General features: G+C 42.9%; 20 protein-coding genes. 8 read left to right on the top strand and 12 right to left on the bottom strand.

Translation table 11 applies throughout. The features are described 5' to 3' along the window. Positions 1–77: 77 nt before the first annotated feature. Both C900_RS26110 and C900_RS26105 read right to left on the bottom strand, forming a co-directional pair. Positions 78–1,619 carry a SusD/RagB family nutrient-binding outer membrane lipoprotein gene (locus C900_RS26110; RefSeq protein ID WP_009583447.1) on the bottom strand — a complete coding sequence of 514 codons (1,542 nt, stop codon included), beginning with the start codon at positions 1,617–1,619 and terminating at the stop codon, positions 78–80. Between the two features lie 20 nt (positions 1,620–1,639). Further along, the gene (locus tag C900_RS26105) at positions 1,640–4,750 is read right to left on the bottom strand and encodes a SusC/RagA family TonB-linked outer membrane protein (RefSeq protein WP_009583446.1); all 3,111 of its coding nucleotides are present in this window, start codon (positions 4,748–4,750) and stop codon (positions 1,640–1,642) included. Between the two features lie 181 nt (positions 4,751–4,931). Between C900_RS26105 and C900_RS26100 the strand changes: the two genes are divergently transcribed. From C900_RS26100 to C900_RS26085, 4 genes are all read left to right on the top strand, one after another. Further along, positions 4,932–6,074 (top strand): sensor histidine kinase, encoded by a 1,143-nt coding sequence (locus tag C900_RS26100; protein WP_009583445.1) that lies wholly within the window; start codon positions 4,932–4,934, stop codon positions 6,072–6,074. Beyond that, complete coding sequence (locus tag C900_RS26095; RefSeq protein WP_009583444.1) at positions 6,064–6,780, top strand: LytR/AlgR family response regulator transcription factor; 717 nt, start codon at positions 6,064–6,066, stop codon at positions 6,778–6,780. Before C900_RS26100 ends, C900_RS26095 begins: the two co-directional genes overlap by 11 nt. 103 nt (positions 6,781–6,883) lie before the next feature. Next, a complete protein-coding gene (locus tag C900_RS26090; protein ID WP_009583443.1) occupies positions 6,884–8,437 on the top strand; it encodes a hypothetical protein in 1,554 nt (517 codons plus the stop codon). 61 nt (positions 8,438–8,498) lie between these two features. Then, a complete protein-coding gene (locus tag C900_RS26085) occupies positions 8,499–10,424 on the top strand; it encodes an AAA domain-containing protein (protein ID WP_009583442.1) in 1,926 nt (641 codons plus the stop codon). Between the two features lie 296 nt (positions 10,425–10,720). Here C900_RS26085 and C900_RS26080 read toward each other — a convergent pair whose 3' ends face one another. Beyond that, positions 10,721–11,569 (bottom strand): universal stress protein, encoded by an 849-nt coding sequence (locus C900_RS26080; protein WP_009583441.1) that lies wholly within the window; start codon positions 11,567–11,569, stop codon positions 10,721–10,723. A gap of 205 nt (positions 11,570–11,774) precedes the next feature. On the opposite strand from C900_RS26080, the gene C900_RS26075 reads away from it, so the two are divergent. Together C900_RS26075 and C900_RS26070 are read left to right on the top strand one after the other, a co-directional pair. Then, a complete protein-coding gene (locus C900_RS26075; RefSeq protein WP_009583440.1) occupies positions 11,775–12,158 on the top strand; it encodes a tellurite resistance TerB family protein in 384 nt (127 codons plus the stop codon). Between the two features lie 133 nt (positions 12,159–12,291). Then, on the top strand, positions 12,292–12,870 hold the full coding sequence (locus tag C900_RS26070) for a nucleotidyltransferase family protein (RefSeq protein WP_009583439.1): 579 nt from the start codon (positions 12,292–12,294) through the stop codon (positions 12,868–12,870). A gap of 227 nt (positions 12,871–13,097) precedes the next feature. On the opposite strand, the gene C900_RS26065 is transcribed toward C900_RS26070, so the two are convergent. The 5 genes from C900_RS26065 to C900_RS26045 all read right to left on the bottom strand — a co-directional run bounded on the left by C900_RS26065 (position 13,098) and on the right by C900_RS26045 (position 17,917). Beyond that, positions 13,098–14,282: an XdhC family protein gene (locus C900_RS26065; protein ID WP_009583438.1), complete on the bottom strand. Its 1,185-nt coding sequence runs from the start codon at positions 14,280–14,282 to the stop codon at positions 13,098–13,100. A gap of 19 nt (positions 14,283–14,301) precedes the next feature. Beyond that, complete coding sequence (locus tag C900_RS26060) at positions 14,302–16,488, bottom strand: xanthine dehydrogenase family protein molybdopterin-binding subunit (protein ID WP_009583437.1); 2,187 nt, start codon at positions 16,486–16,488, stop codon at positions 14,302–14,304. After that, on the bottom strand, positions 16,485–16,949 hold the full coding sequence (locus tag C900_RS26055) for a (2Fe-2S)-binding protein (protein WP_009583436.1): 465 nt from the start codon (positions 16,947–16,949) through the stop codon (positions 16,485–16,487). The genes C900_RS26060 and C900_RS26055 overlap by 4 nt, the downstream gene beginning before the upstream one ends. A gap of 3 nt (positions 16,950–16,952) precedes the next feature. Then, positions 16,953–17,414 (bottom strand): nuclear transport factor 2 family protein, encoded by a 462-nt coding sequence (locus tag C900_RS26050; RefSeq protein ID WP_009583435.1) that lies wholly within the window; start codon positions 17,412–17,414, stop codon positions 16,953–16,955. A gap of 92 nt (positions 17,415–17,506) precedes the next feature. After that, positions 17,507–17,917 carry a c-type cytochrome gene (locus C900_RS26045; RefSeq protein ID WP_009583434.1) on the bottom strand — a complete coding sequence of 137 codons (411 nt, stop codon included), beginning with the start codon at positions 17,915–17,917 and terminating at the stop codon, positions 17,507–17,509. 298 nt (positions 17,918–18,215) lie between these two features. Here C900_RS26045 and C900_RS26040 point away from each other — a divergent pair, with 298 nt between their 5' ends. Then, positions 18,216–18,635 carry a DUF2141 domain-containing protein gene (locus C900_RS26040; protein ID WP_009583433.1) on the top strand — a complete coding sequence of 140 codons (420 nt, stop codon included), beginning with the start codon at positions 18,216–18,218 and terminating at the stop codon, positions 18,633–18,635. Here C900_RS26040 and C900_RS26035 read toward each other — a convergent pair whose 3' ends face one another. From C900_RS26035 to C900_RS26020, 4 genes are all read right to left on the bottom strand, one after another. Next, positions 18,636–19,076: a c-type cytochrome gene (locus C900_RS26035; protein ID WP_040497600.1), complete on the bottom strand. Its 441-nt coding sequence runs from the start codon at positions 19,074–19,076 to the stop codon at positions 18,636–18,638. It abuts the gene before it with no gap. Between the two features lie 133 nt (positions 19,077–19,209). After that, complete coding sequence (locus C900_RS26030) at positions 19,210–19,830, bottom strand: SCO family protein (RefSeq protein WP_009583431.1); 621 nt, start codon at positions 19,828–19,830, stop codon at positions 19,210–19,212. Further along, entirely contained in the window at positions 19,827–20,363 is a 537-nt protein-coding gene (locus C900_RS26025; RefSeq protein ID WP_009583430.1) for a CopD family protein, read from the bottom strand. The genes C900_RS26030 and C900_RS26025 overlap by 4 nt, the downstream gene beginning before the upstream one ends. A gap of 38 nt (positions 20,364–20,401) precedes the next feature. Further along, positions 20,402–21,220, bottom strand: coding sequence for an MOSC domain-containing protein (locus C900_RS26020; protein WP_009583429.1), 819 nt, complete (start codon positions 21,218–21,220; stop codon positions 20,402–20,404). A gap of 92 nt (positions 21,221–21,312) precedes the next feature. On the opposite strand from C900_RS26020, the gene C900_RS26015 reads away from it, so the two are divergent. Further along, positions 21,313–21,993 carry a Crp/Fnr family transcriptional regulator gene (locus C900_RS26015; protein ID WP_040497599.1) on the top strand — a complete coding sequence of 227 codons (681 nt, stop codon included), beginning with the start codon at positions 21,313–21,315 and terminating at the stop codon, positions 21,991–21,993. The last annotated feature ends 250 nt before the right edge of the window (positions 21,994–22,243 follow it).

Below are 22,243 nucleotides of genomic sequence, written 5' to 3'. Positions count from 1 at the left end.
CACTGAGCATGCTGAATAATTTCTGTTACCAGAAATATATTCAGCAGAACTCAATGTCGACAAGGAATATTTCGATGCTACTTAGCCCACCATAGTTTTGTTGTCATTTTATCAGGACCCTGCCTCTGCAGAGCGCTCTCCAGGTTTTTACCATTAAGGGTGTACTCAGTTGTAGAATACAGCAGTCGTTGTGGTAGCTTATTGTCTGCCCATCCCGAGGTATCAAAAAACCGTGGGTCTGTTTTATCTTCTATTACAGGATAGCCTGTTCTTCTCACAATAGCCCAGGCTTCGGAGCCATTAGTATAGGCTGCTATCCATCTCTGTATGGAAATTTGCCTGAACTGATCTTCCTGTGTACCAGACAAGCTACCGGCAGGAGATGCCAGATATACCTGAATATCAGCTTCACTGACGCCCCACTGCTCCATAGACGCTCTGATTCCCGCCTGGTAATGAGCATTGGCATTTGTGCCCCCCATCCCGAACAATGCCGCTTCTGCCTGCAAAAATTCCGCTTCCGCATAAGTAAAAACATAGCTGGGAAACTGTGGGTCCTGGTTTACAATAGTAGCATCAGGAGTTGAAAAATTATCTATGGATGTTACTAAAGGACTGCTAGCATCAAGGCCTACTTCTTGCCCTACATAATTACCACTGTTGACCGCAGGGTCCGCGTATTGCGCCAATCGTGGGTCGGGCGTTCCAAGTACTGTACCATCTAAATGTTCCACCAGCCTTTTTGCCATTACCCATTGACCACCTGTACCGAAAGACCAGATATTAGCAAATCCTTGTCGTAAGGCAGTCAAAGAAGGGTCTCTTTGGATCACAAGATTGTCATCATTGCTCTGCAACAACGGGCTTGAAACAGCTTCAGTAATAGCCTGATTGGAAAAATTATTCCCCGATGCGCTACGAGCTCTTATAGCCAGTTTTAATTTCTCAGAATTAGCGAGCCTCTTCCATTTCTGATAATCGCCTCCATAAACCTGATCTGCTGCCCCCAGCCCGGAATTCGTGGCATTACCAATTAGGTTCATGGCCCTGTCCAGGTCTTCAATCATTAAAGGATATACCTCGTCAAGCTGCTGAAAAACCGGTTTTGCTACGCCAGTACCACCATCTGAAAATGGTATAGCACCATAGTTATCAGCTATCCTCTGCAAAAGCATCACCCTCATAATCAACACCACACCATAGTCGGCCTCACTGGCAAACTCACCTTCAGGTCCTGTAAGCCTAAGCAATTCAGCCAAATCGCCTATGTTGTTGTTAGAAACCGCATTTACCAGGCCCCATGAGTCATCCCAGACCCCGTAGTGCCAATCGGTGCCCCCCTGAAATCCGGAAGCATTGGCAAACCAGGTCCCCTGGAAACCGAATGACCAGTGCTCTGCAAAACGGCTACCGAAAATGACATTCTCTCTCCAGGTAACAAACCTTGAAGGCGCATAGATATTTTGCTGTGCATGCGTCAATAGCGGCCCGATATTATCCAGCTTTGCCGGACCATTCGGATTTGTGTTGATCTCTTCGAAATCATCTGTGCAACCACCGGCCAGCAACAGTATAATGTTAAAGGCCAATATCTTATATATGTTAATCTTAATATTCATAACTAATGAATTTTTTGTTTTTAAAAGGTCAGACTCAGATTGACACCATAACTTCTGGTAGAAGGCAATGAGAAGGTTTCGATACCAGATGCTCCATTAACAGTACTGAAGCTGGCCTCGGGGTCAAAGTTCTCCGTATCCTTGTCAAAGAAGAATAGGTTACGCCCTATAAAGCTGAGCTTTACATTCGAAAAGGGCAGGCTTTGTAAAACCGAAGAAGGGAAAGTATAAGATACTGAAACCTCCCTAAGCTTGATATAGCCAGCATCATACACAAAAGGTGTGAGAATGCCATTGCTTAGAATCGAATTGTGGTAGTTCTGAACGTTAACATCATCAACAGTTATAGGATTACCCTCATCTGTAACTCCTGTTACACTCAGCCCATTGCTTCTCTGTTCTGCAGTAATCACACTGGTACCGGCCGAATTCATAAATGCATCACGCACACTTACTATCTTTCCTCCTTTTTTAATATCGATCAGGAAAAACAGCGACAGGTTTTTGTAAGAAAGCGTATTGGTAATTCCTGCAAGGAAATCAGGATTGATATCTCCAAAGCTTACCATTTCATCAGAGGCAATAGGCATTCCGGTTGAGGTATAAACCCGGTTTCCGTTCGCATCAGTTTTAAAGGTCCTGCCATAGATCTGGCCGTATGGCTGCCCTTTGTCTGCCACAACCTGTATAGGAAAGCTGCCTCCACCCAGTGTGATTACATGGCGGTCCACATCATCATATAACTCTACTACCTCGGATCTGTTCCTGCTAAAAACAAGTCCGAGATTCCAATCAAAATCAGCAGCATCAACAATTCTGGTATCAAGAGACATTTCTATGCCCCGGTTTTGAATTTCCCCTGCATTGATCAGCACAGTTTTAAACCCTGAAGTGATGGCAGTATTAGCTCTTAATATCTGATCCTTAGTTGAAGCATTGTAGTATGTAAAACTAAAGCTAAATCTATCACCTAAAAATCTGGAGTCTATACCAAGCTCATATGAGGTAGTTTCCTCCGGCTTCAGATCGGGATTCTTTTTGTTAGGGTCGTTCGATGCTACAGGTTGTCCATTATAATTGACACCGCCCTGGAAGTCATAAACAGGGTACAACTGATAAGGATCAGTATCATTACCCACCTTAGCCCAACCGGCTCTCAGCTTCAGGAAAGTAATTTCATCATAATTCATTCCCAGAATATCTGAAAGAACAAAACTGGTACTTACAGAGGGGTAGAAGAAAGACCAATTATCTTTACCTAAAGAGGATGACCAGTCATTTCTTCCGGTGATGTCTACAAATATCATATTCTTGTAAGATAATTGTCCGAAAGCATATAGTGAATTCACCTCTTTCCTGCTTATGCTACTGATACTTACCGGATTGGCCAGGTTACTTACCGTATAGGTGTTTTTTGCTATCCAGTCATTACCGGTGAAACCTATGGCTTCATAAGTATTATACCGGTGGTTTCCTCCTACGTTTAATGATACATTGAAATCAGTTCCAACATCCTTTTTGAATTTCAAAAGGAAATCAGCATTCGTTTCCTGAAGGGTATAAAGCACATCATTGAAGGCTCCATTTGGTGTGAACGTATGGCCTATGGGTACAATGGAACGATACTTTTGAGCAGAGTAATCCGTACCTACTCTCACCATAGCGCTAAACCAATTGGTAAACTTATAGTCGAGTGAAGTAAATCCGAATACCCTGTTTTTAGTATCTTCATTATTCATGGCATGTGCAACATAATATGGGTTGTTGAAGTACCCGCTTAAAGGTGATCTGGCAGAACCATCGTCATTCAGATAATCCTTGAGGTCGTCTATTCTTACATTCCTTCCCATTTGAGAAAGTGTCAATACAGGATTGTCGGGCCAACGGGATAATGGTGGCCGGTTATTTACCTGCTGATTTACATAGGATATTTTAGTATCTGAAGTAAGCCTGTCATTCAGATTGGCTAATCCTCTTACAGTTAATGATTTTCTTTTGAGTTCATTGGCAGGCACTATACCCTCACTTTCCAGGTTAGTGAATGAAAATCGTACGGCACCAACGTCACCGGTCTTCGTAAGCGCCAATGTGTTGGTGAAAGAATGGCCATTTCTAAAGAAGTCCTTAAAATTGTCGGGTTGGGCTGTATATGCTGCTGTTTCACCCGGGCCTGTCCATGTAGGTTTTTGTGAGCCATCCATTCTAGGCCCCCAGCTTGACTGGGTTACCACTTCGGCATAGGTAGGGCCGGCAATCCCCTGGTTTCCTGTACCATACTCATTTTGAAACTTTGGAAATACAGCCGGTTGGTCAACAGTGTAATTGGAAGTGAAAGATACCCCCAATCCCTTCTTTTTAGCTCCTGCTTTAGTAGTGATCATAATTACACCGTTAGCACCCCGGGAGCCATATAAAGCGCTGGCGGAGGGACCTTTGAGTACGGTCACACTTGCAATATCATCAGGGTTAATATCTGAAATACCACTACCAAGATCAACACCTCCTGCACCTACACCCCCCGAAACAGGGTTACCCCATTGATCCGCCCCTGCTACGCTGGATGAATTATCAATAGGAACGCCATCCACTACATATAAAGGCTGGTTGTTGCTGGCAATGGAATTATTACCTCTGATCACTACTCTGGACGATGAGCCTACACCAGCGCTACTCTGCATAACCTGTAAACCGGATACCTTGCCCGAAAGAGAGTTTACCACATTATTTTCTCTGGCTCGTGTAAACTCTTCTTCATTGACCTCTGTAGCAGCATAACCTAAAGCTTTTTTCTCCCGCTCAAGGCCAAATGCCGTCACCACCACTTCACCAAGCTGGGTTATGTCTTGCTCCAAATTTACATCGATAACCGAGCGACTACCGATACTTACTTCCTGTGTGCGATATCCTATAAAGGAAAATAACAACGTGGCATTATCATCCGGTATTTCCAGACTATACGCTCCATTGATATCGCTTGTGGTACCCGTACTGGTACCTTTCACAATGATGTTCACCCCGGGAAGAGGTGCATCTTCTCCTGCTTCTTTCACCGTTCCCGATATTGTTCGCTGGGCCATTACCTCAGGCATCAGGAAGGCCAAAAGCAGGCCGATTAGTAAAACTTTTTTCATAACTTTTTGGGTTGATTCTGAGCCTCAATTTGACACCGAAATGGCGAAAAATAAAGTTTACACTCATTTATTAGCTGTTTGGTAAAAGTTCATAGCTGTTTGGTAACCTACTGAAGATGAAGGGATACCCTGAAAAGAGACAGGATACCACCTTACCGAGATGAATTCGCAAAAAATGACTATGTTTAGTAACAGAAGCATAGAAAAAATGAAGAATATGGAGGGCTTTTCGATAACGGATGAGCAATCACAAAAAAACCTGAAAAGAAAGGCGATTTTATTTCTACGGAATCCGCTGGTACCTCACCTGGTGTTTTGGTTGGGCTACTTCATGTTTAATACTTTAAGGTGGGGGAGTTATTTTGATGACTACTGGTATTCCTTCCGGTCTAACCTGGTTGAGTTTCCGATACATGTCATCTTGGTATATTTCAACCTGTACTTTTTGCTGCCCCGCTACATACCTTCACGGTTGCCGAAATACCTGGTGTTGCTGTTCCTTTCAATCCTGATTATGTCTCTCGTAAGAATTGTGCTCACTTATCAGTTGGTGACTACCGAAGTGTGGCGGGAGTCAGTTGTTAAGGACCAGGCTCTTTTTGGTTTTAATTATATAGTGGCCGTGTTCATGGGTGAGCTCTATGTAGTAGGCCTCACCACGGCAATAAAGCTGATCATCGATTGGGTGAGAACCCAGCGAAAGGCCAGAGAGCTGGAAAGAAGGAACCATGAAACGGAATTATCTTTCCTTCGCTCGCAGGTACAGCCTCATTTTTTCTTCAATACACTTAATAACCTGTATTCTCTTACGCTCGATAAGTCAGACAAGGCTCCTGAAACTGTTTTGAAACTATCTGACCTCATGAGCTATGTGATTTATAAAGGCAAGAATAACCGCGTCAGCTTGCCTGAAGAAGTTACTCATATACAAAACTATATAGATCTTGAGCGATTGAGATATGGCGACAATCTAATAGCGGAGATTAAAATATCAGGCAACATCCAAGGTAAGCTGATCCCTCCACTCATTTTGATGCCGTTTGTTGAAAACAGCTTCAAGCATGGCACTGACTACAAAAATGGCAAAGCCCCTATTAATATTCAGTTGACTACAAACGGCAATGTGCTTTATTTCACCGTTAGAAATGCCCGCAACAAAAATAGTGTAGTGAATAATGACAGTAAAAAAAGTTATTCCGGCATAGGTATACAAAATACGCTACGCAGGCTGGAGCTACTTTATGATAAAAACTATAATCTTGACATAACGGAAGACGAGAGTAGTTATAAGGTTTCACTAAAAATAGTACTGGATGAAGATTAAATGCTTAATAGTAGACGATGAACCTTTAGCCATCAATGTAATAAAAAGACACCTCAAAGGATTCGATGAATTTGAAGTGGTAGATACCTGCAACGATGCTATGGAAGCATTTAAAGTACTAAAGCATAAAAATATCCACCTGATGTTCCTCGATATCAACATGCCCGAGCTTAGTGGTATCGACTTCATCAAAGGGTTGGATACAAAGCCTCTGGTAGTAATAACAACAGCATACCGAGAGTTTGCCGTAGAAAGTTTTGAGCTTGATGTTTTTGACTACCTGGTAAAGCCGATAGCGCTTCCCCGCTTTGTTAAAACTATTGATAAGGTGATAGAGCATTTTCGCCTCCTGCACTCATCTCCCTCAAAACATAAAGGAAACAATGACTACATATTCATCAAGGTGGATAAAAAAATTGTTAAAGTGTTCTTTTCAGAGATCTTATACATTGAAAGTCTCAAAGATTATGTTCGTGTTGTTACTCAATATGAAAACCTGATCACACATCATAACCTGAGAAGCATCTCCAAATCGCTGCCCTCTGATAAATTCATTAGAATACACCGGTCATACACAGTGGCTATCGATAAAATAAGATCTTTAGAAGGTAATAATGTCGAGATAGAAGATAAAAAGCTCCCTATTGGCAGGAATTATCAGAAAAAAATAAAAAAACATATCTTAAAGGAGGGAAATATCGAATAATCAGTTGTTTTACCTTCTATTTCCCAGTTTTAACTAAAACTTTCTCCATCAATGATATTAGAAACATTTCGTTCCTAAATTTGTAGATATCAGAAGGAATACAATGAAAAATATATTACCGGTAATTTTAATAGTCTTCACTTCCCATCTGGCTGTTGGTCAGGGCTCTCCTTCCTTTGTATTTCCCGAAGAATTTGGATGGAATGTATTACAGGAGGGCGATACTTTGCAGTTTACCGCAAAAGTAGAACCAAGCAAGGACGGGGAATATCTATATTCCATTTATGGTGACCGCGGCCTGCTTCTTGAATTTGATTCCCTTGGTAATTTTTTTTGGGTTCCGGACTATGATCTCGTTGGCCGGTTACAGGAGAAAGGTGAGTATAGTGTAATCTTTGAGGCCATTTCAAAACCAGGACAAAAGATCAGAAAAGAAGTAACATTTACAGTATTGCATAAAAACAGGCCTCCTATAATTGATGAACTTCCTGTATTTTATGTAAAACAGTATGCGGAAAATGAGTTCAATTTAAATCAACTCAACCTCGTTAAGGATCCTGATGAGGACCCAGTGGTTTTCAAGCCCGTACTTGCTGAAATGCCTGAGGGAGCGACACTTTCGGAAATTGGGTTATTCTCATGGAAGCCCTCGGGAAATCAATTCAGAGCGCTAAAAAAAGATACCCTTAAAATTTCCTTTACCGTACAGGATCAGCCGGAGAAATCAGAAGCCAAAGGAGTGCTGATCATCGCACCAACACAGTTAGACCTGCCCCCTGACATTACAATGGTACCCAATGATTCGCTGATCACTATTAACGAAGATGAGGTCCTTAACCTTAATTTTTATGTCTCAGACCCCAATGGCGATGATAATATAAAAGATGTGGGCTTTGTTGCCAATGACTTACGCGTGCCTAAGGATGCTTTGAAGCAGAACACTACCACACAGTGGGAATTTAAATGGGTACCCGGATATGAATTTGTTAGTGAAGCGCAAAACAGTCACACCATTGAATTCGTGTTTTATGTGCTGGACCTATCCAATAAAAGAGCGGAGAAAAGCGTAAAGGCAAAGGTGATCGACACTGAAAATATGGAACAAAAAGACCTCAGGCTGTACAATATGTACCGGGCAATACTGCTACGAACCATGGATGTGATAGAACAATTGGATGACAATCAAAAAAAGCTTAACAAGCAGTTGAGGCAAGCCAGAAAGGGGAAAAAACATCGCTCCATTGTCAACGCCTCTCTGGGTGCGATCACGGGAGTATCTCCGGTATTTCTCGAAGATAACAGTAAAGATTACGTAACGGGCGTAGGCGGTACAGCAGTGATGACTTTAGGTACTTTGGAGGCTACAGATGTACTTGGAAAATCAAAAGATGACATTATGGACAGACTGAAAATAAATATAGACATCCGAAATCAGTTGCAATCGGAGGGTGATCAGTTTGCCAGAAAATATGCTTTGAAATCACAGCGAAGAGACAAGAATTTTTACGTTGATATCGACAAACTGAAGCTGGAACTGAATAACCAAAAAATGATCCTGCTGGAATTGGATGCCAGTTGGGAGAATCCAACCAAACCAACTGATAAAAACATTAAAAAGAGATTTCCTGATTTTAACAATGAAGGGTTTGAGCAATGATATAAAAGTCGTTGCCAAGAATAGGGCAAGCGATACGTAACATCGGGACAGAAAAATTAGCATGGCAGGAAAAGACATTCAGGAAGGACTAAAGCAACTTATTGTCCTTCTCGCGCAGGAAAAAGAAGAAGACCTCCTTCAGTACAAACGAAAAATGATCGGCACCTCCCTTGCCGAACGTAGAAAGCAAGGTGTGTGCTGGTACCCGGTTCAGCTTGAGAAAACAAAATTTGATAGTGGCGACCGAGTGCTGGTAAAAGTATCTCGCCCCCAGGAGCATACGGAATCCCATATGTTTCAATCAGGAAAGCTCGTCAGCCTGTTCTCCACGGCAGGCAGTAATGAAGAAGACCAGCATGCCGTCAATGGAGTGGTCAATTATGTAAGCAAACAAGATATGCTCATGACGCTCAACGCTGATGACATCCCCGACTGGATAAATGATGGCCAATTGGGTGTTCAATTGCTTTTTGATGAGAATGCCTACCGTGAGATGGAAAAAGCTGTCAAAAAGCTGATAAAAACAAGCGATGAAAGGCTGAACGAACTGAAAGAAATCCTGTTGGCTGGAAGGGAAGCTCAATTCAGGAGCCACAAACCGGTAACAAGTCCGGGGCTGAATGAAAGCCAGAACAAAGCGCTTAACCTGGTTTTGAGTGCTACCGATGTAGCTATAATACATGGCCCACCGGGCACAGGAAAAACTACCACCCTCATCCAGGCAATTCTTGAAACATTAAAAATAGAAAAGCAAACGCTGGTATGCGCACCAAGCAATGCCGCGGTTGACTTGCTTGCAGACCGTCTCGGAGAGCAGGGAGTGAATGTGCTACGTATAGGACATCCGGCCCGGGTCACTGAAGAAACGCTCGGCAAAACGCTGGATGTCAGGATCACCAAACACCCTGACTATAAAAACCTGAAAGCCTTGAGAAAGCAAGCGGAAGAGTATCGCTCTATGGGTAAAAAATACAAGCGCCACTTTGGCTATGCCGAAAGGGAGCAAAGGAAAAGGCTGTTGACCGAAGCCCGTGCTTTATATGACGAAGCAGATCATCTTTCCTTTTATATCACCAGCGATATTATTGCGAAATCGCAGGTCATAGCCTGCACTATGGTCGGTGCCAACAGCGCTATGCTAAAAGGTATGCATTTCAATACTGTGTTTATGGATGAAGCCGCTCAGGCATTGGAACCTGCCTCCTGGATCCCTATAATAAAGGCTGACCGGGTCATTTTCGCGGGAGATCATTGCCAACTGCCTCCTACCATTAAATCTTTTGAAGCCGCCCGCAACGGTTTGGAGATCACGCTATTTGAAAAGGCTATCAAACAAAATCAGGCGGATGTTATGCTGGAAGAGCAGTACCGCATGAATATGGATATCATGAACTTCTCCAGCCGTATTTTCTATAAAAACAGACTGGTAGCCAACCAAACAGTAGCTCACTGGAAAATCTTCGAAGGTGACCAAACCGTGGAATTTATTGATACGGCCGGTTGTGGCTTTTTTGAAGATGTAGATCCCGAAACTATGAGTTCCTTTAATACTGAAGAGGCTGAACTTCTTCTCCGGCATTTCCGGCAGTACATAGAGGAAATTAAGGCGCTGGAAAAATTTGAAGAGGTTGAGAGCATTGGCATTATTGCTCCATACAAAGCCCAGGTATCGCTATTGCAGGATCTGGTTCAGCAGAGCAATTTTGATGAACAACTGGTTAATAAGCTAACTGTAAATACAGTTGACTCCTTCCAGGGACAGGAAAGAGACATTATCTATATCACACTGGTTCGCTCTAATGAAAAAGGCGAGATAGGCTTTCTAGCCAACACCCGAAGAATGAATGTAGCCATTACCCGTGCAAGAAAAAAACTCGTGATCATAGGCGACAGCGCTACCATAGGTCAAAATGAATTCTATAGCGCGTTCCTCGATTATGTTAATGAGATTGGCGCGTATAGAAGTGCATTTGAATTGATGTATTAGAAGTTGGAAGACCGAAGACCGAAGTCGGAAGTCGGAAGTAACACTTGAATGTTTCGGTCGCCTTACAGACTACATACTACGGTCATGATGACTTCGAGCTTATAAGCTAACATGAGTTCGACACAGGTGAACCGGTTAAAGATATGCATATCAGAAAAAGCCGAAAAAACTGTTTTTAAGGAAGAATGAAGAATCTTACCAAGTTCAAGGGGTACTATTCAAAACTTAGGGAGATCCTTCCCTCCCCTCAGAATGACGGCCCTATTTTTAAGCTTTTTTATCGAACTCACGTTAAGCTACTTCTTCTTCGGAATATGGTAAGTCCAGATTGGCTGGGTAGCATGATTCACTAAATCCTCTGCTATGCTGCCGGAAATAAGATGTTTAATGCCCGTCCTTCCATGGGTACCCAAAGCGATCATATCAGCGCCAATATCTTGGGCAAAAGACAGTATACCCTGGTCTTCATAAACATCATTGTAAATATTGATCGTATAATCCTTCAGCATATAGCGTTTTGCCGTTTTCTCCAGGGCAGGTTTGGCTACTCTATCTCTTTCAAAATTATTGGGTGTATTTACCCTAAGCAAGTGAAGCCTGGCATCAAGCAACTTCTGCAGGCGCTTCAGTTCAGTAATTAACTCTTCGGAAGGATCTTCAAAATCAGTAGCAAATACTATATCCTTTATATCGTTAGCCTTAGGTTTTTCGTGCATTGTGATGACCGGACACCTGGCCATTCGCACGACTTTCTCAGCATTAGATCCTATAAAAAATTCTTTTAAACCACTGGCACCTTTCGTTCCCATCACCACCAGGTCAATATCTTCTTCGGTAATATATTCTGTAATATTGATGTAAGGATTACCAACATCTACCTTACGCTTGGTATTTATATCTTCTGGGACCTTTTTTAAGAACGTGGTCATTCGTTTTTCGGCATTTTCTTTAAGCACATCAAGAAAATCGGCATCCAACTGTGTCGGTACGGGCAGTCCGACCGGGTCAATGGTAGTGCCTACCGGAAACTCAACAACATGCAGCACGTCTATTCGGGTCTTAATTTTTTTTGCGAGGTCAACAGCAAACTCCAGAGCATAAGCCGCTTGTCTGGAAAAATCTACCGGAACGAGAATTTTTTTCATGATACTGTTAATTTTTCACCAAATTAGTGTTGTTGGTTATTGAAATGAATGACAAAAGTCAACTAAATCTGTGAACTTCATCAAGTTAGTTTATATTATGGGAACTTTTATGAAATATAGGGGTTACTAAAATGCTGTTAACGGGAATATAAGCTCAGAAAAACTTGCATTTTTTTTTAAAAACCAACTATCCTCTTAGAAAGTTATGGGTCTTTTAGACATATTTTCATCTGGCAGTGAAGAAAGGAAAAGCCATATTAAAAACCTGATTTCCGTTGCTATGGCCGATGGTCACCTGGCCGAAGAAGAATGGGCGCTCTTAACCCGGGTGGCACAAAGGCTCAGGATGAGCTCCGAAGAGATCCAAAACATCAAAAATAATCCGGCTGATATTCAATTTGTTGTGCCGAAAAAATACAAGGAAAAGATCCAACAGGTAAATGATCTGGTAGCCTTAATGATGGTAGATGGAGATATTGATCAAAGCGAGCTTGAGCTATGTAAAAAGATAGCGCTTAAACTGGACCTCCTGCCAAGGGTAGTTAATGATTTGGTCAATAAAGCCTACTATCGATTTAACGATAATTAACCATCCTCTTAAAGGGAAGTATGATCCCATTACTTCTCCTTTCTCCCGATGGATCGATCAATTTACAGTTGAACATGGGAAATACCTCTTTTTGGGGGAAGAGCAGAAACAAATAAATGTTTAACTTGACCCTGTGAGCAAGATCGGGATCATTATACTGGCCGCAGGGCCTTCATCAAGGTTGGGTAAACCCAAACAGTTATTGCATCATGATGGGGAAACGCTTTTGCGCAGAAGTATAAAAACCGCTTTGCGCACCACGGATATAACCGTAACAGTGCTGGGGGCAAATTATACGGAGATAAAAAAAGATATCCGGCACCTGAATACCCATGTCATATTTAACCTGGATTGGAACAAAGGGATGGGAAATTCTCTGAAATTCGGCCTTCAGGAGCTTAACAAGCTACACCCCGGTCTTTCCGCAGCAATCATTATAGTTTGCGATCAGCCTTTTCTTGACCACTCTATTTTAGTAAAACTTGCAGAAGCCTACGAGCAGGGCAACTCCATAGTGGCCACCTCATACAATGGCACGGCAGGTGTTCCGGTACTGTTCGATCGCAGGTATTTCAAAGAGATCCTGAAAATAGACGATCACTCAGGGGCAAAAGCACTTCTAAGCAGGTATAAAGCCTTTTCTATCCCCTTTCCTCAGGGGCATATTGACATAGACACTCCCTGGGATTGGGAAAACTTTAATAAACATTAACGTGAGTTCGATATAGTAGAACCGAAGAATCTTACTAGGATTCCATTAACAACTTAGTAAGATCCTTCCTCATGTACCAATGACGAGTTTTCATTACATACTGATAGTCAGATGATAAACATTAAGTGAAAGCTTCAAATCAGCTTGTGATATTTTGATTGGAGAAAAGTTGGCAGTCTGCAGAAGCAATAGACAAAACAGCTACCAATCCACCCTGGTAAATTTACTCAGCCTGATCCAGCCCTGCTGTCCTCCTGATTAATATACACCTGCCTAAATACCTGATCATCCTTGCCATCTCGCTGATGGATCGGTGCATTTCGGTACTTTAGAAAGCCCCCGCTACGGTTGGTAAATTTGGCTTGTATCTCCGTGATTATTGACAGAGCAATTTCCTCCGGAGTCTCCGCACCTATGTCGAGCCCAACAGGGCTGTGGATCCGGTATTTATCATCAGTTGAAAGGCGAATACCTTCGCCCTCCATTTCTGCAAACATCTTCTCCGTCCTTTTCTTTGGCCCGAGTATACCAATATAGTTCAAGCTAGTGGGCAAGATCCTTTTCAGCACCTGCAGATCATATTCATAGCTGTGCGACATCAGTACTGCTGCCGAATACGGTTTAACCTTCACTTTCTCAGACACATTTTCCCTCTTACAGAACATCACATTGTCGGCCGATGGAAAATTAACAGGAGCCACATGAGCAATACATTCATCGATAACTGTTACATCCCATCCCATCATTTTCGCAATTTCCACCACAGGTTTGGCGTCAAAGCCTCCACCAAAAATCAACAGGTCGATAACCGGTTCGATAATTTCAAAGAATACCTCCACACACTCTCCATCATAATATTTGATCGCAGGCTTTAAGTTTCCCCTGACCGATAAAAGGTCCTGGTGTATCTGTTGCTTTAGCCCAGGATCTGAAATGCTTCCATGGATCATTCCCTTGTGGTCCAGCCAAAACTGATCAGCCACATCCACCTTTCGCTGTCCTTCGGACCTAAAGACTGTAGCCATCACTGTAAGATTTTCACAGTTAACAAACTGCTGCAGCCTGGTGATCGGGTGATCACTCTTTGCCGGGTCAATAGGTTCGATCAGCACATCAATAACACCATTGCACCCCAGACCCACTCCCAGGCTATTGCCATTTTCTGTGGTGTCATAGGTGACCAGCCGGGGTTCTCCACTCATCATCACCTGCCGGGCCTTACGCAGGGCGTCTCCCTCCAGGCAACCTCCACTAATAGAGCCCACCCAGCGTCCATCATTCGTAATCAACATCCGGGCACCGGGACTACGATAGGACGAGCCTCTGACTTTTACAACGGTAGCCAAAGCAGCCTGCTTCTGTTCAAAATCAATCTTGCGATACTCGTTTATAATATTTCTAAATTCCTTCACTCTGATAAAAACTTTTTTTTTACGAACTGATTTCTGATAACTGCACCGGCAATTTTCGTATCCTCTTTCCTGTAGCGGCAAAAATGGCATTGGTATATGCAGCGCTGATCACAGGTAACGACATTTCCCCCAAACCTTCCGGGGCTTCATTACTCTCTACAAGGTGAATGTTGATCTTCGGAGCATCATGCATCCGGATCATACGGTAAGTGTCAAAATTGCTTTGTGCGGCCATCCCTCCGGCAATAGTCACCTCGCCAAATATGGTAGCACCCAGACCATCGATTATGCCGCCCTCGATCTGAGCCTCGGCACCACTCCGGTTGATTACAATACCACAATCCACCACTGCCCATATTTCTTCTATTTGGGGTAGGTTTTTAGCATTCATGGAAATACTCACCACCTCGGCTACATAAGCACCGAACATGAAATGTGCTGCAAAACCCTTGTAGGTACCTTTCTTTTTGCTTCGCCACTCAGATTTTTCGGCAGCTAATCTGATAACATTTTTAAGCCTTTTGGTGCTGTAGGTAGGTCCACCGTGATCTGAATATGGCATCTCCCTATCCTCTTCACCCAAAACTTCCAGCCGGAAGTCTACCGGATCTTTATCAGCAACATACGCCATCTCATCAATAAAGCTCTGGTCTATAAAAGCAGTAGCATTATGCCCTGGAGCCCGCCATGCTCCTGTAGGCACCACAGTTTTTACGGGAGTGTATTCCATTCGAAAATTGGGAACAAACCCGGCCGGAAATCCGTCAGGAAAAACTTCTGTGACATGTGGTGATTGGTCTGCTTCACGAAACAGATACCGTGAAGTTGTAGATGCTTTCAGCTCCCAGGCCACCAGCTTATTCCTTTCGTCCAGAGCAGCCTTCAATTTGTACATGCCGGCTGGCCGAAAATAATCGTGGTGAATATCATCTTCGCGACTCCATACCACCTGAACCGGACTTTTTAGTGCATGAGAAATAGTGATCGCATCAGCGGCATAATCTGCCATCAACCTCCGCCCAAAGCCTCCGCCTACACGGGTCATGTGCACAGTAATTTTATCCCGGGGAATGCCGGTGATGCTTTCAGCCAACCGCTGAACCGAACCAGGTACCTGGGTGGGACCCCACAAATGGCATTCCTCCTCCCTGACATCTGCACAATAGTTCATCGGCTCCATAGGCACGTGTGAAAGGAAGGGCACTTCGTAAATAGCCTCATTCACTTTAGCAGAGTTATCAAAAATGGCATCTACATCTCCCTCGTTCCGCAAATCGATCCGCCCTTTTTTATTAACATATTCCCGAAATCTTGCTGTAATGCTTTCGCTATTTTCATCTGCTCCATCACCATATTCCCAGTTCACCTTTAGAACCTTTCGGCCCTTTATTGCTGCCCAGGTATTATCCGCCACAACAGCCACTCCGGCAATGCGGTCTACAGGATTTAACGGATCAATCTTCACTACATGACGGACACCTTCTACTTTCATAGCTTCGGAATCGTCATAGCCCGTCACTTTCCCTCCGTAAACAGGGCATTTTTCAATCACTGCCACAAGCATTCCCTCCTTTCGGGCATCTATACCGAATTCTGCTGTTCCGGTTACTATCTTATGGTTATCAACACCCTTTTTCGCTGTTCCTATGATCTTAAAATCCTTGCTATCCTTTAATTTCACCTCCTGTGGCACATCCAGCCTGGAGGCTCTTTCTGCCAACTGGCCATAGGTCAAAACCTTTTTGTTACGTTTATTTTTTACAGTTCCATTCTCTGCGTAGCATTCATTTTCAGGAAGCCGCCATTCTGTTGATGCAGCAGCAATCAACATATGTTTAGCTGTCGCGCCTGCATTTCTCAATGTTTGCCAGTTCATTTTTACAGCAGTACTTCCCCCGGCAAACTGTGCTCCAAGTCGCGGGTCAAGCAGAGCCTGTACAACTTCAGTTTTGTCCCAGTCCACTTCCAACTCCTCCGCTATGATCATGGGCAGGGAGGTCTTTACACCTTGTCCTATCTCCGGATTTTTAGCAAAGATGAGAATACTGTTGTCCGAGCCGATCTTTAGAAACGCATTAGGCTCAAAGTGCGTAGTTATATTTTCCTTTGCATGAGCTGATATCCCAAAACCAAGAATAAGCCCGGTACCAGTGATGCCGCTGATCTTTAGAAAATCACGTCTGCGAATTTTGGCTATTGTGCTCATTTCGCACCCCCCTTCGCAGCAGCCATAATAATGGCCTTTTTTATTCTTGGGTAGGTCCCACACCTGCAGATATTACCGGACATGGCTGTGTCAATATCTTCATCACTGGGCTGCGGTTTTCTTGCCAGCAAAGCTGCTGCCGACATGATCTGCCCTACCTGGCAGTAGCCGCACTGGGGCACATCTATTTCCTTCCAGGCCTCCTGCAGCGGATGATCTCCATTTTCTGACAACCCTTCAATGGTGACGATTTTTCCTTTTACAGCAGAAACCGGCAAGCTACATGAGCGAATGGCGTTGCCGTCCAGGTGAACTGTACAGGCTCCGCAAAGGGCTTTACCACAGCCAAACTTCGTGCCTTTTAAACCAATGGCGTCTCTTAAGACCCATAGCAGCGGTGTATCAGGACTTACATGTACATTGTAGCTGCGCTGATTAATGTTAAGCGTAAAATCTGCCATGGCCTAGTCATTTTGAGCTACCTTCTCCTGGGCAGGAAGGCTCTGCCAAAGTACATTTGTGATCATCCACTTATCGTCATATTTAGCTAAATGGAAATAATCGACACCCCAATATGCAGTTAACTTAGCCACCGCAGTTTTATCCAGCACATCATAAATTTCTATCTCCTTGGGGGCATCCTCTGGCAACCAGCCTTTTGCATTCCATTTACCAGCCAGTTCCACCAGTTGATCAAAAGTCATAACCGTTTCATCCTTGTAAGCGCTTTGATCTTGAGGCCTCCAAAAGCCCTTCTTCATCAGTTGAGGGTGTACACTTCTTTTGATCCGCTCGGGCTGCACCTCGTAGATACCTTCAACATAATCAAGAATAGCAGCTTGTACCTGCTCCTTATCTGATTGTGCCTGTACCGTAGTGAAACAAGCAAGACAGAGAACACCAATGAATACATTTTGCAGTTTCATCTTATTGTTTTTTAAATTGACAATTTATTTCGAGTTCTGACTGTTGTTATAAAGCCGGAAGTCCGAAGTCCGAAGTTATTGCTTAACTGACACTATCTCACTTCAACCACACGCTGGGCCGTTACTATTTCTCCTTTGTTTCCCCAGCTATTACGGATGTAGTTGAGTATATCCGCTATCTCCTGGTCAGACAGATCAAAGCCTGACATTACCCCATTATAAACAACACCATTTACTTCCATTTCCCCGCTAGCGCCATATATAATTTGCTTAATAGACCGGTCCAGGTCTTCCATCATATAATCAGATGCAGCCAACGGAGGAAACACGTTTGGAATACCTTTTCCATCATGCATATGACAGGTAATACAATGGGCTATATACAGCTCATTGCCCCGCTCCATACTTCTTTCCAGGTCATCAGCCTGATTATCGATAGTAAAACCGCTAATGGATACCAACAAAATAGCAGAGAGAAATGTCGGAACACATATTTTATTCATTAGCAATATCCTTTTTTATGGATCATTTTTATATCCGGTTCTGATCCTCTTGCTGATTCATTAATATACGTAAATCATGCATCTGTTAATAGTGATCTGCCTGTTATTCGATAAACTTCACGTTGTGCTACCCTAACTGTAGCTTTGTACCTATAAATGTGCATCTACTTTCTAAGCCTTTAAAGGCTGGAAGAGCTTCTATCTATGCCAGGCTTACAGTAGGTGGTGCCTGTGCCTAAGGAGGTATGCCGACACTGCTAACGCCTCGAAAAGAACTATATTTGCTATAATTGCAACTATGACAGCAACTGTTCTTCTCTCTCTTCTACTATCCCTGCACCAACCGCAGGCCGATGGGATACTTCATATCACCATTGAGAACATAAAAGCCCCGGAGGGTCAGCTCATTGTTGCGCTTTTTAATTCTAAAGAAAGCTATCTTCAGGATGATTTCAGAAGTCAGATAATTGAGGTGACAGGAGTCACAAAGGATGTTATTTTCGAAAATTTGCCTTCCGGCTATTACTCGGTAAGTATTATTTATGACAAGAATAAAAATGGCATACTGGATAAAAACTTCTTTGGTATTCCCCGGGAGGGATTCGGCTTTTCCAGGAAATCTTTGGGGGCATTCGGACCTCCCTCTTATGATGATACCAAAATAAAAGTTGACGTAGGCACCGAAAGTATAACTATCCCTCTGAAGTATATGCTATAATCACGGCTCGCATTTCTCCAGCATCTCCTCCACTTCCTTTACGTTGATCACCCCCTCACTTCTCCCCCAACTATTATACAGATAAGTGGCTATTTCAGCTATTTCTAGCGAGGTAAGCTGCGGTAAAGCAGGCATTGGCTGGTTGTATGTAACTCCATTAACCACTATTTCACCGCTCAGGCCATTTTTTATAACGCAAACCACTCCTTCAACATTATCATTTAAATAATCTGAATTCTTCAACGGGGGAAAAAGCTTTGCCAGTCCCTGCCCCTCAGCCTGATGGCAGGCACTACAGTGCTGCATATATAATTGCTGACCCGCAACCATATACTGCTCCAGCTTTACTTTTTCCGTGTGGCTTAAAGCTTTGGTCTCTCCACCTTTTCCGCTACAAGAGCAAAAGACAACTAAACTTAACAGACCAAGGCAATATTTCATATTTCTATTTAGTGGCTTTAAGAAAACGTTCCCGCCAAATGGCGGGATGAAGTTCCAAAAAGCGGAGCATACTGAGGCACCTGAGCATTTTTGGGACAAGCATAACGCAGACATTGGCGTTTTCTTACAGACACTATTTATATTCTCTGAGTAATACATCTATGTCTTTTATCAACCTGTCCACCTGGTCCGGTTTAGTGCCATCGTACACCCCTCTCACCCTTTTTTCTTTATCCACCAAAATAAAAGCCCCGCTGTGTATGTATCCTCCCGGCTCTGTCGGATCTTCAGAGGCAGTTACCATATAACTGGTCTGACCGATTTTGTAAATGTCATCTTTTTCGCCCGTCACAAAATGCCACTTGTCACTTTTTACCCCCAGCCTTTCAGCAAATTCGTTTAAAACCGCAACAGTATCATGCTTCGGGTCAATGGTATGCGACAAGATCAGCACATCCGGCTTATCCTGAATAGTCTCGTAAACGCGAAGCATCTGTGTTTTCATGATCGGACAAATGGTAGGGCATGACGTAAAGAAAAAATCAGCGACATAGATCTTATTCCTGAATGTCTCGGGCGTTACCCAGGTACTATCCTGATTGACGAACTTAAAATCGGCAATAGTATGATAAATAGTATCCGTAGGTGTGATCTCCTTTCTGCCTAATACTGGTAATTGTTTCTCCTCTTTTTTATCCCCGCAGGCACACATAATAACGAGGAGCAAAAGAATGACTAAATTGTTTATCTTCATTTCGACTCTCTTATTTTTTTATAGATCCGTATTGCTAACATTAATAGCACGGTGAAAATTATCAGACCGGCCAATCCCCATACCATACTCAACGCATTTTTTAATACAATAATAAACACAATGCCAACGAGTAATACTGTTGCCACTTCATTCCAAATCCTTAGTAGTTGCGATTTGTACTTATAATTATCTTGCTGCAGTTGATTGTATATTCTGTGGCAGGCAAAATGATATATATATAGAAAAAATACAAAGGTCAGCTTAATATGCATAAAGCCCTGGCTGAGATATGAAGGCACCTGTAAGAGTACCCATATGCCAAAGATAAAGGTCAGAATTGCCGATGGCCAGGTGATACCAAACCATAGACGTTTACTGTTTCGCTTATACTCTTTTATGAGTATCGAACGATCTGGTTCGGAACGTTCACTGGCTTCTGTTTGGTAGATGAAAAGTCTTACAATATAAAATAAACCAGCAAACCAGGTGACAATAAAAATAATATGTAGCGCCTTGAGATATAGAAAAGCCATGCTTTTAGTTTGCCGTAAAGTTAACCATCAGCAATAACTTAAACAGGATCATAAGGAGAATCTTTATACTGAAGCACTTCGATATTATCATCCACCTTAATTGTACCAAAGTGAATGCCATAAGCGTGCTGCCCAAATACAATTTTGTTATTGATCTTTTGTTTTGATAGGGTCAAAAGAGGTTCCCGTCCTTTCTCAGCAGTTACAGGATCCAGGGTGGTGACAATGCATCGCTCACATGGTTTAAGTCCCTGAAAAAGGTTCTCTCCTATTTTAAATTTTCCCCACCGGAATTCTTCATAAGGCTCGCCCCCTTCAAAAACAAGGTTTGGTCTGAACCTGTCGATGGTAATGCGTTTTTCCAACTTTTGGTTAAGGTCTGCCAAAGAAGCCGAGCCAATCACGAGCAGTGGATAGGCATCTGCAAAGCTTACAATTTCCCCGTCTTTCGACCATTCCTGTTTGATGGGGCGCTTAGCTTGATCACCCATATATACCAGGCGGCATGCAATACCCAGCTTATCTTCAAACCAGGCTCCCCAGTTATCATTTCCGGTGATAGCCTCCACTTCATCGTCCCATATCTTCACCTTTACAATAACTCCGTCCGATATTTCCCATGGTAGCTCAAGAGCATCTCCTGTTTCACGATGTTTTACTACAAACCCTTTACCTTCTATTTGCAGGTCAAACAAAAGTAAATCGTGGTGCTGCCGGATGGTGATAAACTTATTGTCCTCATCAACAAGCATCCACCTGCGATCATATTGAAGACCCCTTGGCTCAACCTTACTTTCGTTTATCCGTACACCTGGCAAGGACTTAATGGGATAGAGGATAATGTCGCTGAGGAACATAGTTGTTGTATCTGTTTATTTAAGCGATTTTATTTACTAACTTACATTAAATAACCGTTTTTTAGACCAATAAAAGGGAAAGTTTTATTGCAATGAGCGTAAACTCGACACTCTGGTATTTTGAAGATGTAGATCTTTTTAACCTCATGTGCCCGCACAAAATTAAAACCATCTCGGAACGGCACAGTTTCAACTATTTTAAGAAAAATGATTTCATCTATTTTCCGGAAGAGCCAGCTAAAAGCATCTATATGATCGCTGCCGGCAGAGTGAGGATCGGCCATTATACTGAAGATGGAAAAGAGGTAGTCAAAGCAATATTAACTACAGGGGAGATCTTTGGTGAACTGGCCCTGGCCGGAGAAGAAAAACGCGAAGATTTTGCTCAAGCCATGGATGACAATACTACGGTATGCCCGATCAGCATTGAAGAAATGCAGGCTCTTATGGCTGAAAACAAGGAGTTGAGCTTCAAGGTATATAAGCTCATTGGCCTGAGGATACGAAAGTTGGAAAGAAAAATAGAATCACTGGTATTCAAAGATGCCCGCACCCGGATCATCGACTTCCTGAAAGACGCAGCAGCCTGGAAAGGCAAAAAAGTAGGATTCGAAACCATGATCCCTACCAAACTGACGCATAAAGACATTGCTAACCTCACCGGCACCAGCCGGCAAACTGTAACAACCATTCTAAATGAGCTGAAAGAGAAAAACCTGATCAACTTCGATCGTAAAAAGATACTGATCCGGGATTTGGAAAAGTTGCAGTAAGTTAACGTGAGTTCGACATAACAAAACTGATTAAAGGTGTACATATCAGGAAAACCGAGCAAAGAAAGCTTGTGAAGTCCCAAAAGCGGAGTCCCGTACAGTTAGTTGTTACTGTTGTACCAATGACAAGTTTTTACTAGATTCTGATAATCAATGAATTATTAAATACCCCACTATCGTCATCCCGAACGTAACGTCACCCTGAGGAACGAAGGGTCTTCCTCAGTTTAGTAAGGACAACTTTTATTCT

It is taken from the genome of Fulvivirga imtechensis AK7 (assembly GCF_000331535.1).
Taxonomy (GTDB): Bacteria; Bacteroidota; Bacteroidia; order Cytophagales; family Cyclobacteriaceae; genus Fulvivirga; species Fulvivirga imtechensis.
Note: the sequence above shows the minus strand (reverse complement) of the source record. Positions and strands in the feature narration are given on the sequence as shown.